Origin of the sequence: Saccharopolyspora hirsuta, from assembly GCF_008630535.1 — a bacterium.
Taxonomy (GTDB): Bacteria; Actinomycetota; Actinomycetes; order Mycobacteriales; family Pseudonocardiaceae; genus Saccharopolyspora; species Saccharopolyspora hirsuta.
The window spans coordinates 178,151-192,756 of record NZ_VWPH01000008.1; the positions used below are offsets into that span (position 1 = coordinate 178,151).

The window sequence follows — 14,606 nt, forward strand, 5'->3', positions numbered from 1 at the left end:
CCGGCCGCCCGGCGGGATGCGCTGACCCGGATCCGGGAGTTGTGCCGCGCCGAGCTGAGCGGGTTCGACGAGGTCATGAACCACGGCATGCCCGCGTACCAGCGCGACGGCGTCGCCGAGATCGCGTTCGCCTCCCAGAAGCAGTACATCTCGTTCCACCTCCTGCGCTCCGACGTGCGCGCAGCCTTCGCCGAGCGGCTCACCGGCCACGACGCGGGCAAGGGCTGCCTGCGCTTCCGCAAGGTCGAATCGATCGACTTCGACCTGCTCCGCGACCTCCTGGAGGAGACGGCCACCACCCGCGGCGAGGCCTGCTGACGGGTCGTGAGTGCGAAACCCTGCTCCAGCCGGGTTTCGCACTCACGACCCCGGAATTCAGTTGTCCGGGGGTTCGGGGGAGTGCTGCACTCCGGGGGTGACGGCTTTCCTGGAGACCGAGCGGCTCCTGCTGCGGGAGTTCGGGGCGGACGACGTCGACCTGCTCCTGGAGCTCAACAGCGATCCGGCGGTGATGCGCTACATCTTCGGCGGGCCGCCGCCGACCCGGGCCGAGGTCGCCGAGCAGCTGCTGCCCCGGTACCTCTCGTACTACGAGAAGTTCGGCGGGCTCGGCAAGTGGGCCGCGCTGGAGCGGGGGACCGGGCGGTTCATCGGAGTGTTCATGCTGCACCCGGACGGGGACGGGCCATCGGACGAGGCCGAGCTCGGGTACCGGCTGCACCGGTTCGCCTGGGGCCGGGGGTACGCCACCGAGGGCGCGATCGCGCTGCTCCGCAAGGGGTTCGCCGACTTCGGCCTGCGGCGGGTCTTCGGGCAGGCGATGACCGTCAACACCGGTTCGCGGCGGGTGCTGGAGAAGGCCGGGCTGCGGTACGTGCGGACGTTCTTCGCGGACTGGCCTGGCCCGCCGATCGACGGGGCGGAGCACGGCGACGTGGAGTACGCGCTGACCCGCGACGAATGGTTGGCTCAGTAGCGGTACAGGCGGTCGGCGACCGCTGGGGCGGGCTGGGTGGAGAGGCCCGCTGGGGCCGAGATGCGGTTCGGGTCGCCGTCGGAGGTGTAGCGGCGGGCCGGGTCGGCGGCCAGGAGGTCCAGCCAGGCCGTGGAGCCGAACTGGGCGTCCGGCCCGGTCGCGGCTTGGGAGCGGATGCGCGGCACGTTGGCCGGGTCGAAGTCGGCCGACCAGGGCGAGGGCGCCGGGTTGGAGCCGACCAGCAGGACGCTGTCGTGGTGGTAGGTCGTGCCGTCCGCCGAACCGTCGGCCGCCAGCCGCTCGTCGTCCGGGTGCACGCCCAGCGGCAGCGCGATCGAGCGCACCTCCGCGCCCGGTGCGGCATCGGTGATGACCCGCTGCATCCCGGCGATCTGCTGCTGCACCTCGTCCCCCGCGAGCCGCCCCAGGTTCGGGTGGTCGAGGGTGTGGTTGCCGATCTCGAAGCCGTGCTCGTGCAACCAGGCGAGGCTGCGCCGTCCGCCGGGTTCCTCGAACGGCGGGTTGAAGACGTAGAAGGTCGCCACCGGGCGGAATCCCGGGTGCGCGGCCGCCACGTCGAGCAGGATGCGGGTGGCCGTGCCCGGTGCCGGTTCGCCCGAACCGTCCACTGTGAACTGGGTGGGGGAGCCGTCGTCGAAGGTGAGCACCACCGGGTGCGCGCCCGCCGGGAGGTCGAACCGCCCGGTGGCGTACTCGGTCGCGGTCACCGGGACGTAGCCCTCGGTGGCCAGCCGCTCCAGCTCCGCCCGGAAGTCCTCCGGGGTCCGGTCGTAGACGCTGGTCGGAGCGGGCGTGATCCGGTGGTACATGAGCACCGGGACCTCGCCCAGCTCGTTGGCGCCCACCGACTCCGGCGTCGGCGGCGGAGGTGGTGGTGGGGGCGGCGGGATCTCGACCACCTGGCGAGGTGGCGGTGGAGGTGCGCTGCAGCTGGCCAGGGCCGTGAGGAGTGCCGCCGTCACCGCGGCGACGACGCGTCCGGAGCGCACAGCTGGCAGCATCGCCACCAACGGTAGGTTCCGGTTTCGCGGCTTGGGGATACTCCAAGTGGTTAATTGATCTGCCGCGCTCCGGCTGGGAGGGTGGACGAGCACGCATTCCGCTTGAAAGAGCACGGGATTCCGTGCTGCCGCGCGAGTTCGCCTAGTCGGGGAGGCGAAAGCGATGACGGATGCTGCCACCGCCCGTGCGCGGGCGCTGCTGGCCGAGCTGCCCAGGTTCGTCGTGGTCGGGGTGGGCGCTGCGCTGGTCCTGCTGATCGGCGTGCTGCTGGCCCGCATCATGTCCACAGAGGACGTCGAGATCGCCGGGCTGCCGGACCGGCCCGTCACGTCGGCGGACGTCGGGTCGATTCAGATCCGCTCCGGCGCCAAGGACGGCGTGCGGGTCCTGCTGGACGACCGGGAAGTGCCGGTGGTCCGCGCGGCGGGCGCGCACCACGTGCTGCCGGTCGAACTGGCCGACGGGCCGCACGAACTGCGCGTCGTCGTGCCCTCCTGGATCGGTTCGACCACCACCACCCGGGAGTTCACTGTGGACAACTCGCCGCCGGATCTGCAGGTCGGCGACTCGCTGCGCGCGGAGGCGCCGAACGCTCCGGTGACCGTCGAGGGGCGCGTCCGGGGCGCCACCGAGGTGCTGGTCGCCGGGCGGCCCGTGGTCCCGGACCCGCAGGGCGGGTTCAGCGCGGTCGTCGAGCGGCCCGGCCGGGAGGTGCCGGTGCTGGCCGCCGACGCCGCGGGCAACCGCGCCGAGCGCACCGTGACCGTCCACACCAGACACCCGGGGATGCGCGCGGTGCACCTCACCGGGCTGGCCTGGACCAGCGACGCGCTGCGCGAACCCGTCCTGGAGCTGGCGCGGCGGGGCCAGATCGACACCGTCGAGCTGGACATCAAGGACGAGAGCGGGGAAGTGGTCTACGACTCCGCGGTGCCGATGGCGCACCAGATCGGCGCGGTCAAGGGCTACTACAACGCGCGGCAGGTGCTCGACCAGCTGCACGGCATGGGCGTCCGGGTGGTCGGTCGGCTGGTGGCGTTCAAGGACCCGGTGCTGGGCGAGGCCTCCTGGCGCGGCGGGCACCCGGAGCGGGTGGTGCAGACCGCCGACGGCCAGCCGTGGAGCGGCGGCTACGGCGGGTACGCCTTCACCAACTTCGCCGACCCCGCCGTGGTCCGGTACAACATCGACATCGCCGCCGAGGCCGCCGCGCTGGGCTTCGACGACGTCCTCTACGACTACGTGCGCCGACCCGACGGGCACCTCGACCGGATGCGCATCCCCGGCCTGACCACCACCCCGGAAGCGGCGATCGCCGACTTCCTGCGCCAGACCCAGCCCGAGGTCCGCTCGCGCGGCGCGCTGCTCGGCGCATCGGTGTTCGGCATCGCGGTGGACCGCCCCACCGAGATCGCCCAGGACATCCGCCAGATGGCGCAGCACGTCGACTACATCTCGCCGATGGTCTACCCGTCGCACTGGGCACCGGGCGAGTTCGGCGTGGCCAACCCCAACGCCCAGCCCTACGACATCGTGGTGCGCTCGCTGGCCGAGTTCGCCAGGGCGGTCGAGGGCACCGACGTGCAGATCATCCCGTGGTTGCAGGACTTCAGCCTCGGCGTGCGCTACGGCCCGGCGGAGGTGGCGGCGCAGATCGCCGCGGCCCGCGACAACGGCATGAGCTCGTTCCTGCTCTGGGCGCCGAACTGCCGCTACCACGGGGAGGCCCTGCCACCGCGCTGAGCGAACGGTCGGCGAACGATCCGCCCTGCGGGAAAATTCGGTGTTGTCGTCGGGGAGACGACTGTGCAGAGTTAGCGGGGTCCCGACGTTGGAGGTGTGGAGATGCCCGCGAGGCCGGTTCGGCTCACCCTCGCAGTGCTGATGTCCGGTGCCCTGATCGTCCCCGCGGCGCAGGCGGCCCCGAGAGGTCTGCCCGAGCCGCCCAAGGAGGCGGAGGCGGTCGGCTTCGGCGGCGCTGTGTCCAGCGTCGACCCCTACGCGACGCAGATCGGCCTCGACGTGCTCCGCCGCGGTGGCAACGCCGCGGACGCCGCCGTCGCGGTCGCAGCGGCGCTGGGCGTCACCGAGCCCTACTCGGCGGGCATCGGTGGCGGCGGGTACTTCGTGCACTACGACGCCAAGACCGGCGAGGTCGAGACCATCGACGGCCGGGAGACCGCGCCCGCCACCGCCGACGAGGACCTGTTCCTGGAGAACGGCAAACCGATCCCGTTCGACGAGGCGGTCACCAGCGGGCTCGGCGTCGGCGTCCCCGGCACCCCGATGACCTGGCAGAACGCGCTGGAGAAGTGGGGGCGCAAGGACCTCGCCGAGGTGCTGCGCCCGGCCGAGCGGCTGGCCCGCCAGGGCTTCGTCGTCGACGAGACCTTCCGCGAGCAGACCGCGGACAACGAGGAGCGCTTCCGCGCCTTCCCGGCCACCCGCGACCTGTTCCTGCCCGGCGGGAAGCTGCCGGAGGTCGGCAGCACGCTGCGCAACCCCGACCTCGCCGACACCTACCGGGAGCTCGCCCGGGGCGGCGTGAACGCGCTCTACGACGGGGAGATCGGCGCGGACGTGGTCCGCACCGTCAACGAACCGCCGGTGGACCCGGCCGCGAACCGCAAGGTCCGGCCCGGCGCGATGACCACCGACGACCTGAGCGGCTACCGCACCCTGGAGCACGCCCCGACCCACCTGACCTACCGCGGTCTGGACGTGTACGGGATGGCGCCGGGCAGCTCCGGCGGGACGACCGTCGGCGAGGCGCTCAACATCCTGGAGGGCACCGACCTCGCCGCGGCCGACAAGACCCAGTACCTGCACCGGTTCCTGGAGGCCAGCAAGATCTCCTTCGCGGACCGCAACCGCTGGGTCGGCGACCCGGAGTTCAGCGACGTGCCCACCGAGCAGCTGCTGGATCAGGACTTCGCCGACTCCCGCGCCTGCCTGATCAGCGACGACTCGGTGCTGCCCACGCCGGTGGCGGCGGGCGACCCGAACCGGCCGCAGGACTGCCAGGCCCGCACCGCCGACGGCGTCGAGCCGTACGAGGGGCCGAACACCACGCACCTGGCGGTCGCCGACGCCGAGGGCAACGTGGTCGCCTACACGCTCACCATCGAGCAGACCGGCGGCAGCGGCATCGTGGTGCCCGGGCGGGGCTTCCTGCTCAACAACGAGCTCACCGACTTCAACTTCACCCCGGTCACGCCGGGTGAGCCGGACCCGAACCTGCCGGGGCCGGGCAAGCGGCCGCGCAGCTCGATGAGCCCGACGATCGTGCTGCAGGACGGCCAGCCGCTGCTGGCGGTCGGCAGCCCCGGCGGCGCGACGATCATCACCACCGTGCTGCAGAGCCTCACCGGGCGCCTGGACCGCGGCATGTCCCTGGTCGACGCCATCGCCGAGCCCCGCGCGTCCCAGCGCAACGCCGCGACGACCGAGGCGGAACCGGCGTTCCTGGCCCAGCCGGAGGCGGAGAAGCTGAAGGCCATCGGCCATCAGTTCAAGACGACCGCGGAGATCGGCGCGGCGACGGGCGTGGAGCGCCTCCCGGACGGCCGCTGGATCGCCGCGGCCGAGCGCGAGCGCCGCGGCGGCGGCGCAGCAGCGGTGGTGACCCCGGCCCGCTGACCGGCCACCGGGTGGACGCGATTTCAATGAGGTTTTTCCAGCCTCGTTCCGAGTGGCGGTGCCGGTGGCGGAACCTCAGCGCCCGCCTGGCTGTGGGTGCCCTGACTTGTGTATGTCCAATACACGGCGTCAGGGCCGTCCTCGCCGGAAGGAACCCCAGTGGGGTGGGCACCGTGAACCCGCGGCGGTGCGAGCTGCGAGGGTGGGCTATGCGCCTGGCGGCGCATGCGACACCTGCCGGTCGGTGCAGTTCGCCCTTCGCGGCTGCGGTCCACGGACGGGGATGAACAATTTCAATGGAAATCGGACATCCGATTTCCATTGAAATCGCGGATGTTCCTCGCGCCGACGGGTGGTCGTCCGCACCCGTCGGCGTGTCGTCGGACCGCAGTTTCAATTGAAACTGCGGCGCCCGCGGGTGGTCAGGTGGTGCGGGTGGCCCGCCAGGTGGCGTGCTCGCGGGTGATCGCCGCCTCCGCGTCGGCCACCGCCGTCGACCACTGCCGCTCGTCGAGGTCGCGGTCCAGCTGGTCCCGGATCGCGCCCAGCTCGGCGGTGGCCCGGCGGTAGGCCGCGGCCTTCGCCGAGTGCCGCCGCGTGGCGACCCACGCGATGATCGCCGCGACCGCGGTGGCCGCCACCACGACCGCGGTGGCGCCCGCCTTGTTCAGCCCGGTGACGCCGAAGGCCTCGCTCAGCGCCCCCGCCACGCCCAGCACCTCGATCACCAGCATCGCGGTCCGGGAGAACCGGGCCTGCTGAAGGTGGTGCTGGGCCCGGGTCTCGTACCAGTCCTGCTGGTCGAGCACCCGGCCGATCAGGTACGCCTCCTTGCGCTCGGCCAGCGGTGCGCTGCGCAGCGTCCGCATCCGCTCGGTGATCGTCTCGGTGGTGTGCTGCGCCAGCGGGACGTCGGGGAGCTCCTGCTGCAGCGCGCGCAGCCGTTCGGTGAACCGCTGGTCGGCCTGCCCGTCACCGGCCGGGAACGGTGCCGCGCAGGTGGCGTAGCGCCAGGCCAGCGTCTTGACCGAGGTGGCGAGGGTGCGGCTCTCCGCCCAGAGCCGGTCCGGGCGGGTGCTCACCAGGGCCAGCTCGACCGCCACCGCTCCGACGAGCGCCAGCGCGGCGCCGATCGCGAACAGGTCGATGGCGGTGTCGCCGAGGCGCAGCGTCAGGGTGGCGAACACGGCCGCCGCCACGATCAGCGCCAGCCGGGATCGCACGGCCCTGAGGTAGGCGTGCCGTTGGCGGGCCGCGGCGGCGTCGGCCGCCTGGAACAGGCCCGGGTGGTCTGCGGGGGTCAGTGCTTGCATCTGCTCGGTGCTCGACATGGCCGCTCCGTGACTCGGGGCTCCCCAGTGAATCGCGTCCGGCGGGTGATCCGAATCGGCCAAGTCGGCACAACTGCCACCACGCGGCGCGGCCGATTTCTGCTGAGTGCTTTTCACCTTGGTCGGCGACCGCAGCCGCGGCGATCAACGGACGGCCATGTATCGAGCTGGGCACCCGCGGCCAGGCGGGCGCTGAGGTTCCGCCACCCGCACCGCCACGCAAAACGAGTCTGGAAAACCATCTAAACTCGGCGGGTCGCCAAACCCGTACTGCCGATCTCTCCAGGGGGCCCACGTGACCGTCCAGCCGATCAGACTCTTCGGCGACCCAGTGCTGCGCACCAGGGCCGACGAGGTGGTCGACTTCGACAAGGAGCTGCGCACCCTGGTGCAGGACCTGTGGGACACCATGGAGTCGCAGGGCGGTGCCGGGCTGGCCGCGCCGCAGCTGGGCGTGGGCCTGCGGGTGTTCACCTACCACTGCGACGGCTTCGCCGGGCACCTGGTCAACCCGACCTGGACGGCGGTCGGCGACGACGAGCAGTTCGGCCCGGAGGGGTGCCTGTCCATCCCCGACATGTTCTGGGACTGCGTGCGCGCCAAGCACGTCGTGGCGCGCGGCTGGAACATGCACGGCGAGCCGGTCGAGGTGGAGGGCACCGACCTGCTGGCGCGCTGCATCCAGCACGAGACCGATCACCTGGACGGCGTGCTGTTCGTCGACCGGCTCGACGAGCAGACCCGGAAGCAGGCGCTGCGCGAGATCCGCGGTGCGGAGTGGTTCGACGGCGACGTGCCGGTGATCAAGGAGAGCCCGCACCCGCTGTTCGGAGGCCGCTGATGCGCGTGGTCTTCGCCGGAACCCCCGCGCCCGCCGTCCCGGCGCTGCGCGCCCTGCTCGAGTCCGACCGGCACGAGGTCGTCGCCGTGGTCACCCGCCCGGACGCCCCCGCCGGACGCGGCCGCAAGCTGGTGCGCTCGCCCGTCGGCGCGCTCGCCGACGAGCACGGCATCGAGGTGCTCACGCCCGCGCGCGCCTCGGAACCGGAGTTCCTCGACCGGCTGCGCGCGCTCGCCCCGGACTGCTGCCCGGTGGTGGCCTACGGCGCGCTGCTGAAGGAGGAGGCGCTGGCCATCCCGGAGCACGGGTGGATCAACCTGCACTTCTCGCTGCTCCCGGCGTGGCGCGGCGCGGCGCCGGTGCAGGCCGCGATCCGGCACGGCGACGAGATCACCGGGGCCAGCACCTTCCGCATCGTGCGCGAGCTGGACGCCGGTCCGGTGTTCGGCGTGGTCACCGAGCAGGTGCGCCCCACCGACACCGCCGGTGAGCTGCTGGACCGGCTGGCGGTGTCCGGGGCCGGGCTGCTGGCGGCGACCCTCGACGGCGTCGAGGACGGCACGCTGCGCGCGGAGGAGCAGCCCGCCGACGGCGTCAGCTACGCGCCGAAGGTCACCGTCGAGGACGCCAAGGTCGACTTCACCGCGCCCGCGACCGCGGTGGACCGGCTCATCAGGTCGGTCACGCCCGACCCGGGCGCGTGGGCGCTGCTGGGCGACGGGCGGTTCAAGCTCGGCCCGGTGTCCGTGGTGGACGACGAACTGCCGCCGGGCGAGATCCGGGTGGAGAAGCGCCGCGTGCTGGTCGGCACCGGGACCTCGGCCGTCGCGCTGGGCGAGGTGCAGGCACCGGGCAAGAAGCGGATGGCCGCCACCGACTGGGCCCGCGGAACACGCATCGAGCAAGGAGAACGGCTCAAGTGAACGAACGCCGCCGTCGGCCGTCCCGGCCGACCAAGGCCCGCCCGCCGCGACGCAAGTCCGGCCCGCCGCGACCGGTGGAGGTCGACCCGGTGCGGCTGGTCGCGGTCGAGACGCTGCGAGCCGTCCGGGAGCGCGACGCCTACGCCAACCTCGCGCTGCCCCCGCTGCTCAAGCAGCGCCGGATCACCGGTCGGGACGCCGCGCTGGCCACCGAGCTGACCTACGGGGCGTGCCGCGCGCAGGGCCTGCTGGACGCCGTGATCGACGACTGCAGCAACCGCCCGCTGTCCGAGATGGACCCGAAGCTGCTCGACGCGCTGCGCGTCGGCGTCTACCAGCTGCTGCGCACCCGGATCCCGGCGCACGCCGCCGTGGCTTCCACTGTGGACATCGTGCGGTACGAATCGGGTTCTAAGCTGGCGGGTTTCGCCAACGCGGTGCTGCGCAGCGCCACCGAGCTGGACGAGCAGGGCTGGGTCGACAAGCTCGCCCCGGCGCGCTCCGAGGACCCGATCGGCCACCTGGCGATGCGCCACGCCCACCCCCGGTGGATCGCGCAGGCCTTCGCCGACGTGCTCGGCGTCGACGAGCTCGACGCTGCGCTGGCCGCCGACGACGCCCGCCCGGCGGTGCACCTGACGGCCCGACCCGGCGAGATCAGCGCCGACGAGCTCGCCGCGATCACCGGCGGCGACCCGGCACCGTACTCGCCCTACGGGGTGCGGCTCGACGCGGGCGCGGGCGACCCGGGCGACCTGGAACCGGTGCGCGAGGGCTTCGCCTCGGTGCAGGACGAGGGCAGCCAGCTGGTCGCGCTCGCGCTGACCCGGCCGGAGCTGACCGGCCCCGACCAGCGCTGGCTGGACCTGTGCGCCGGTCCGGGCGGCAAGGCCAACCTGCTCGGCGCCCTGGTCACCATGGACGGCGGCACCCTCGACGCGGTCGAGCAGGCTCCGCACCGCGCGGACCTGATCCGGCAGGCGACCGAAGGTCTGTCGGTGAACGTGCACGTCGGCGACGGCCGCGACCCGGGGCTGGAGCCCGGCTACGACCGGGTGCTGGTCGACGCGCCGTGCACCGGCTTGGGCGCGCTGCGGCGACGCCCGGAGGCGCGCTGGCGGCGCAAGCCCTCCGACGTCGGCGAGCTGACGAAGCTGCAGCGGGAACTGCTGCTCTCGGCGATCGGCCTGACCCGCCCCGGCGGGGTGGTGGCCTACGTGGTGTGCTCACCGCACCTGCCGGAGACCGAGGGCGTGGTGGCCGACGCGATCCGCCGCACCGGCGTGACCCAGCTCGACGCGCGCCCGTACTTCCCGGGTGTGCCGGACCTCGGCGACGGCCCGGGCGTCCAGCTCTGGCCGCACCGCCACGGCACCGACGCGATGTTCTGCGCCCTGCTCCAGGTCCCGAGCTGATCCGCTCCGCGATTTCAATGAGGTTTTCCAGCCTCGTTCTGCGTGGCGGTGCGGGTGGCGGAACCTCAGCGCCCGCCTGGCTGTGGGTGCCCTGACTTGTGTATGACCCGATACACGGCGTCAGGGCCGTCCTCGCTGGAAGGAACCCCAGTGGGGTGGGCACCGTGAACCCGCGGCGGTGCAAGCTGCGAGGGTGGGCTATGCGCCTGGCGGCGCATGCGACACCTGCCGACCGGTGCAGTTCGCCCTTCGCAGTTGCGGTCCACGGGCAGGATGAACAAGTTCAATGGAAATCGGGGAACTGATCTCCATTGAGATCGCGGCGGAACTCGGACGGGGGGAGCGGGTTGCGGGCGAGGTCTCGTCATGGCTCGGTGGGTGCGGTCGCAGCGTTTCGGGTTGAGAGGTGCTCAGTGTCTGAAGTGGACTACCAGCGGTGGTTGGCGGTGGCGGTGGGCGAGGCCCGCGCCGGGCTCGCCGAGGGCGGGATCCCCATCGGTGCCGCGCTGATCGGTCGCGACGGCGAAGTGCTCGGCAAGGGGCACAACCGGCGCGTGCAGGACGACGACCCGTCGGTGCACGGCGAGACCGCCGCCTTCCGCAACGCGGGGCGGCAGCGCTCCTACGCCGGGACGACGATGGTGACCACGCTGTCGCCGTGCTGGTACTGCAGCGGTCTGGTGCGCCAGTTCGGCATCAGCCGCGTCGTGATCGGCGAAGCGCGCAACTTCCACGGCGGCCACGACTGGCTGGCCGAGCACGGCGTCGAAGTCGTGGTCCTGGACGACCCGGAGTGCACCCGGCTGATGGCCGACTTCATCGCGGCCCACCCCGACCTCTGGTACGAGGACATCGGCGAGGCCTGAGCGGCGGGCGCCTGCGGCAGGTGGCGATCTCGCGCGAAACCGCCACCTCGCAGGCGTGCAGAACGCCGATCTCGCGCGAAACCGCCGGGTCAGCCGCCCACCGCGGCGCGGCGGCGGAGGGCGTGGACGACCAGGCCGAGCAGCAGCCACACCGCGGCCACCGCCAGGGCCAGGCCGCTGGCCGTGATCAGCACGACCACCGAGATCAGGCCGCCGATCACCGGGATCACCACGGTGGACGCGCGGCGGTCCCGGCCGGGGACCGCGAAGTAGCCGATCACCGAGGCGTGCAGCAGCACGAACGCGGTCAGGGCGCCGACCGTCACCATCGACGAGAGGACCTCCAGACCGTCCTCGGCCGACGCCGCCCACACCGACACCAGCAGCGTCACCACTGCGGCCAGCACTGTCGCGTTGCGCGGGACGTGCGTCCGCCGGTCGATCCGGGCCAGCGCCGCGGGCAGCTGACCGTCGCGCGCCATGCCGAACAGCAACCGGCTCACCGCCGCCTGCGCGACCATCGCCGAGAACGCCGGTGCGATCGCCTTCACCGCCGTGACGGCCACCGCCAGCCAGCCGCCCAGCGCGGCGCGCAGCATGTCGTAGAACGCCGCGTCCTGCGCGGTCGGGTCCTGCGCCAGCTGCTGCGGGGTCAGGGGGCTCAGCAGCGACGCCAGGTAGGTCTGCACGAAGAACAGCACCCCGCTCAGCGCCAGGCAGAACAGCAGCGCCCGCCCGACCTGGCGCGCCGAACCGGTGTTCTCCTCGGCGAAGGACGCGATCGCGTCGAAGCCCAGGAACGACAGCACCGCCACCGAGACCGCGCCCAGCACCGCCAGCGGCGCGAACCCCTCGAACCCGGTCAGCGGGGACAGCCACGGCCGCGCCGGGCCCTCGCCGACCAGCACCACCAGCGCGGCGACCACGAACACCGCGAGCAGCACGATCTCCACCGCCAGCACCACCGTGCCGACCACGGCCGCGACCTTGACCCCGGTCAGGTTCAGCGCGGTGACCACCGCGATCGCCGCACCGGTCGCCAGCCACACCGGGACCTGCGGCAGCAGCGAGTGGGTTGCGATGCCCACGAACAGCGACGCCACGCTCGGGATGAACAGGTAGTCCAGCATGATCATCCAACCGGCCGCGAACCCCGGCGCGCGGCCCAGCCCGGCCGTGGCGTAGGCGAACACCGACCCGGCCCGGGGCACCGCCGCCGACATCCGGGCGTAGGACCAGGCGGTGAACCCCATGGCGATCGTCGCCACGACGTACACCAGCGCCACCGCGCCGCCGCTGCGGACGTCCAGCACGCCGAAGACGCCGACGGGGGCGAGCGGGCCGATGAACAGCAGCCCGGAGACGATCAGGTCGCGCAGCGTCAAGCGGCGCTGCAAGCCTTCCGCGGTAGTGGTCATGGCCTCGATCCCAGGTCGGAACAACGCGGTCGCCGGAGTGGTTGACCTTGCCAGCCTCGCAACGGAGGCTGGATCGGCAACTCCAACGAACGTCAGGTGGTACGAATGTCTTCCACTCCGGTCGAAGTGACCAGGACCGGTCAGCACGCCTTCCTCGCGACCAACCCGCGCGGCGGGCAGGTGGCGATCGGACGGGAGGACGCCCCCGACGCGTTCACGCCCGGCGAGCTGCTGCTCGCCGCGATCGCCGCGTGCTCGGCGGTGACCAGCGAGAACATGCTCGTCCGGCGCCTCGGGGAGGACGCCGAGCTGACCGTGCACGCCGACCGGACCACGGTCCCGGAGGACAAGCACAAGTTCGCCCGGGTCCAGGTCGGCTTCGACGTCGACCTCAGCGCGATCGAGGACGACGGCGACCGCGCCAAGCTGGTCGAAGCGGTCGAGCGCGCCATCACCAAGTACTGCACGGTCAGCCGTTCGGTCGAGGAGGGCACTCCGATCGACCTCACCCTCCCCAGCTGACCCGACCTCCCCGGCCACAAGTGCGCAACCGCGACCTCCGGTGGTAGCGGTCTCGTCGTAAGGTGCTCGTCGCGCACCGAGCGGTGCGCGACGAGTGGGAGGCGTAGTGGCACAGGAGACCGCACCGGCACGGCAGTCCGGGTTGCGCCGGGATCTGTCCGGCCGCCAGGTCGGCATGATCGCCATCGGCGGTGCGATCGGCACCGGGTTGTTCCTCGGCTCCGGCCTGGCGATCTCCATCGCCGGACCGGCCGTGATCATCGCCTACGCGGTGGCCGCGTTCGCCGCGCTGGCGCTGGCCTACGCGCTGGCCGAGATGATCGTGGTGCACCCGGAGGCCGGTGGTTTCGGCGCCGTCGTGCAGCGCTACCTCGGCGGGCTGCCGGGGTTCGTGTCGCGCTGGATCTACTGGGCCGCGCAGGTGGTCAACATCGGCAGCGAGGTGATCGCGGCCGGGCTCTACGTGCAGTTCTGGTACCCGCAGCTGCCGCTGTGGATGCCGGTGGTGGCGTTCTCGGTGCTGATGCTGGCGGTCAACTTCGCGGCCGTGCGGTTCTTCGGCGAGTTCGAGTACTGGTTCGCGATGATCAAGGTCGTCACGATCGTGGTGTTCATCGGGCTCGGCGTGTTCTACATCTTCTTCGGCCTGCCCGGCCAGCAGCCCGCCGGTGTCGGGGCGCTGACCGAGCACGGCGGGTTCCTGCCCAACGGCCTGGGCGCGGTGTGGCTGGCGCTGACCGTGGTCACGTTCTCCTACCTGGGCACCGAGGCGGTGTCGATGACCGCCGCCGAGTCCCGCAACCCGGGCCGCGACGTCCCGCGCGCCGCGCGCGGCATGGTGCTGCGGCTGGCGCTGTTCTACGTGCTCGGCATGCTCGTGGTGGTCTCGATCCTGCCGTGGAACGAGGTGTCGTCCTCCGGTGACGTCACGGAGAGCCCGTTCGTGCGGCTGTTCAGCATGGTGGGCATCCCCGCGGCGGCCGGGATCATGAACTTCGTGGTGCTCACCGCGGCGCTGTCGGCGATGAACACCAACCTCTACATCACCGCGCGGATGACCCACTCGCTGGCGATGGACGGCTACGCGCCGAAGTGGTTCGCGAAGGTCAGCGGCAACGGCGTGCCGCGCCGGGCGCTGGTGCTCTCGGCGGCCGGGCTGGCGCTGGCCGCGGCGCTGGCGGTGTTCGCGGAGAACTCGGCGTTCCCGATGCTGCTGGGCCTGGCGCTGTTCGGGGCGCTGGTGACCTGGCTGTTGATCTTCGCCAGCCAGCTGGTGTTCCGCCGCCGCCGCGCGAAGGAGGGCCTGCCGCCGTCCCCGGTCCGCCTGCCCGGCGCCCCGGTGACCACGGTGCTGGCGATGCTGTTCGTCCTGGCGGTCCTGCTGACCACGCCGTTCACCGAGCAGTTCAACACGGCCTGGAAGGCGGGCGTCCCGTTCGTCGTCGTCCTCTGCATCGCGTACTACGTCGTCCGCCGCCGCAGCTCGGCTGAGCGCGACCCCGAGATCGAGAGCGCGCAATCATCGGATTAGGCGGAAGCCAAGGTTGGCGCCCGCTGCGCGGACACGGCCCTCGGGAGCAAGCGGCGGAGCCGATTTCGGTGGTGAACAGCGACTGCGACGCATGAATGGCACCGAGCTTGGAGGTGTCGCA

Annotated in this window: 13 protein-coding genes; 10 read left to right on the top strand and 3 right to left on the bottom strand. The window is 72.3% G+C overall.

What is annotated here, in order from left to right; translation table 11 throughout:
• The first annotated feature begins 21 nt into the window (after positions 1-21).
• On the top strand, positions 22-318 hold the full coding sequence (locus F1721_RS18985; protein ID WP_281288790.1) for a DUF1801 domain-containing protein: 297 nt from the start codon (positions 22-24) through the stop codon (positions 316-318).
• Positions 319-415: 97 nt separating this feature from the next.
• Entirely contained in the window at positions 416-976 is a 561-nt protein-coding gene (locus F1721_RS18990) for a GNAT family N-acetyltransferase (protein WP_150068047.1), read from the top strand.
• Here the strand turns inward: F1721_RS18990 and F1721_RS18995 are convergent.
• Positions 970-1,998, bottom strand: coding sequence for a polysaccharide deacetylase family protein (locus F1721_RS18995; RefSeq protein WP_150068048.1), 1,029 nt, complete (start codon positions 1,996-1,998; stop codon positions 970-972). The genes F1721_RS18990 and F1721_RS18995 overlap by 7 nt on opposite strands.
• 163 nt (positions 1,999-2,161) lie before the next feature.
• Between F1721_RS18995 and F1721_RS19000 the strand changes: the two genes are divergently transcribed.
• Together F1721_RS19000 and ggt are read left to right on the top strand one after the other, a co-directional pair.
• Complete coding sequence (locus tag F1721_RS19000; RefSeq protein WP_150068049.1) at positions 2,162-3,742, top strand: putative glycoside hydrolase; 1,581 nt, start codon at positions 2,162-2,164, stop codon at positions 3,740-3,742.
• 102 nt (positions 3,743-3,844) lie between these two features.
• Positions 3,845-5,638 (top strand): gamma-glutamyltransferase, encoded by a 1,794-nt coding sequence (ggt, locus tag F1721_RS19005; protein ID WP_150068050.1) that lies wholly within the window; start codon positions 3,845-3,847, stop codon positions 5,636-5,638.
• A 422-nt stretch (positions 5,639-6,060) separates the two neighbouring features.
• On the opposite strand, the gene F1721_RS19010 is transcribed toward ggt, so the two are convergent.
• Positions 6,061-6,969 carry a DUF4231 domain-containing protein gene (locus F1721_RS19010; protein WP_150068051.1) on the bottom strand — a complete coding sequence of 303 codons (909 nt, stop codon included), beginning with the start codon at positions 6,967-6,969 and terminating at the stop codon, positions 6,061-6,063.
• A 295-nt stretch (positions 6,970-7,264) separates the two neighbouring features.
• Here F1721_RS19010 and def point away from each other — a divergent pair, with 295 nt between their 5' ends.
• The 4 genes from def (at position 7,265) to F1721_RS19030 (ending at position 11,014) form a co-directional block, all read left to right on the top strand.
• Entirely contained in the window at positions 7,265-7,810 is a 546-nt protein-coding gene (gene def, locus F1721_RS19015) for a peptide deformylase (protein WP_150068052.1), read from the top strand.
• Positions 7,810-8,733 (top strand): methionyl-tRNA formyltransferase, encoded by a 924-nt coding sequence (gene fmt / locus F1721_RS19020; RefSeq protein WP_150068053.1) that lies wholly within the window; start codon positions 7,810-7,812, stop codon positions 8,731-8,733. The genes def and fmt overlap by 1 nt, the downstream gene beginning before the upstream one ends.
• On the top strand, positions 8,730-10,148 hold the full coding sequence (locus F1721_RS19025) for an RsmB/NOP family class I SAM-dependent RNA methyltransferase (RefSeq protein ID WP_150068054.1): 1,419 nt from the start codon (positions 8,730-8,732) through the stop codon (positions 10,146-10,148). Before fmt ends, F1721_RS19025 begins: the two co-directional genes overlap by 4 nt.
• Positions 10,149-10,561: 413 nt before the next feature.
• Positions 10,562-11,014, top strand: a complete 453-nt coding sequence (locus F1721_RS19030) for a nucleoside deaminase (RefSeq protein ID WP_150068055.1) — start codon at positions 10,562-10,564, stop codon at positions 11,012-11,014.
• 89 nt (positions 11,015-11,103) lie between these two features.
• Here F1721_RS19030 and F1721_RS19035 read toward each other — a convergent pair whose 3' ends face one another.
• Positions 11,104-12,432, bottom strand: a complete 1,329-nt coding sequence (locus F1721_RS19035; RefSeq protein ID WP_150068056.1) for an APC family permease — start codon at positions 12,430-12,432, stop codon at positions 11,104-11,106.
• Between the two features lie 105 nt (positions 12,433-12,537).
• Between F1721_RS19035 and F1721_RS19040 the strand changes: the two genes are divergently transcribed.
• Together F1721_RS19040 and F1721_RS19045 are read left to right on the top strand one after the other, a co-directional pair.
• A complete protein-coding gene (locus F1721_RS19040; protein ID WP_150068057.1) occupies positions 12,538-12,954 on the top strand; it encodes an OsmC family protein in 417 nt (138 codons plus the stop codon).
• Positions 12,955-13,060: 106 nt separating this feature from the next.
• Complete coding sequence (locus tag F1721_RS19045) at positions 13,061-14,485, top strand: amino acid permease (RefSeq protein WP_150068058.1); 1,425 nt, start codon at positions 13,061-13,063, stop codon at positions 14,483-14,485.
• Positions 14,486-14,606: the final 121 nt, after the last annotated feature.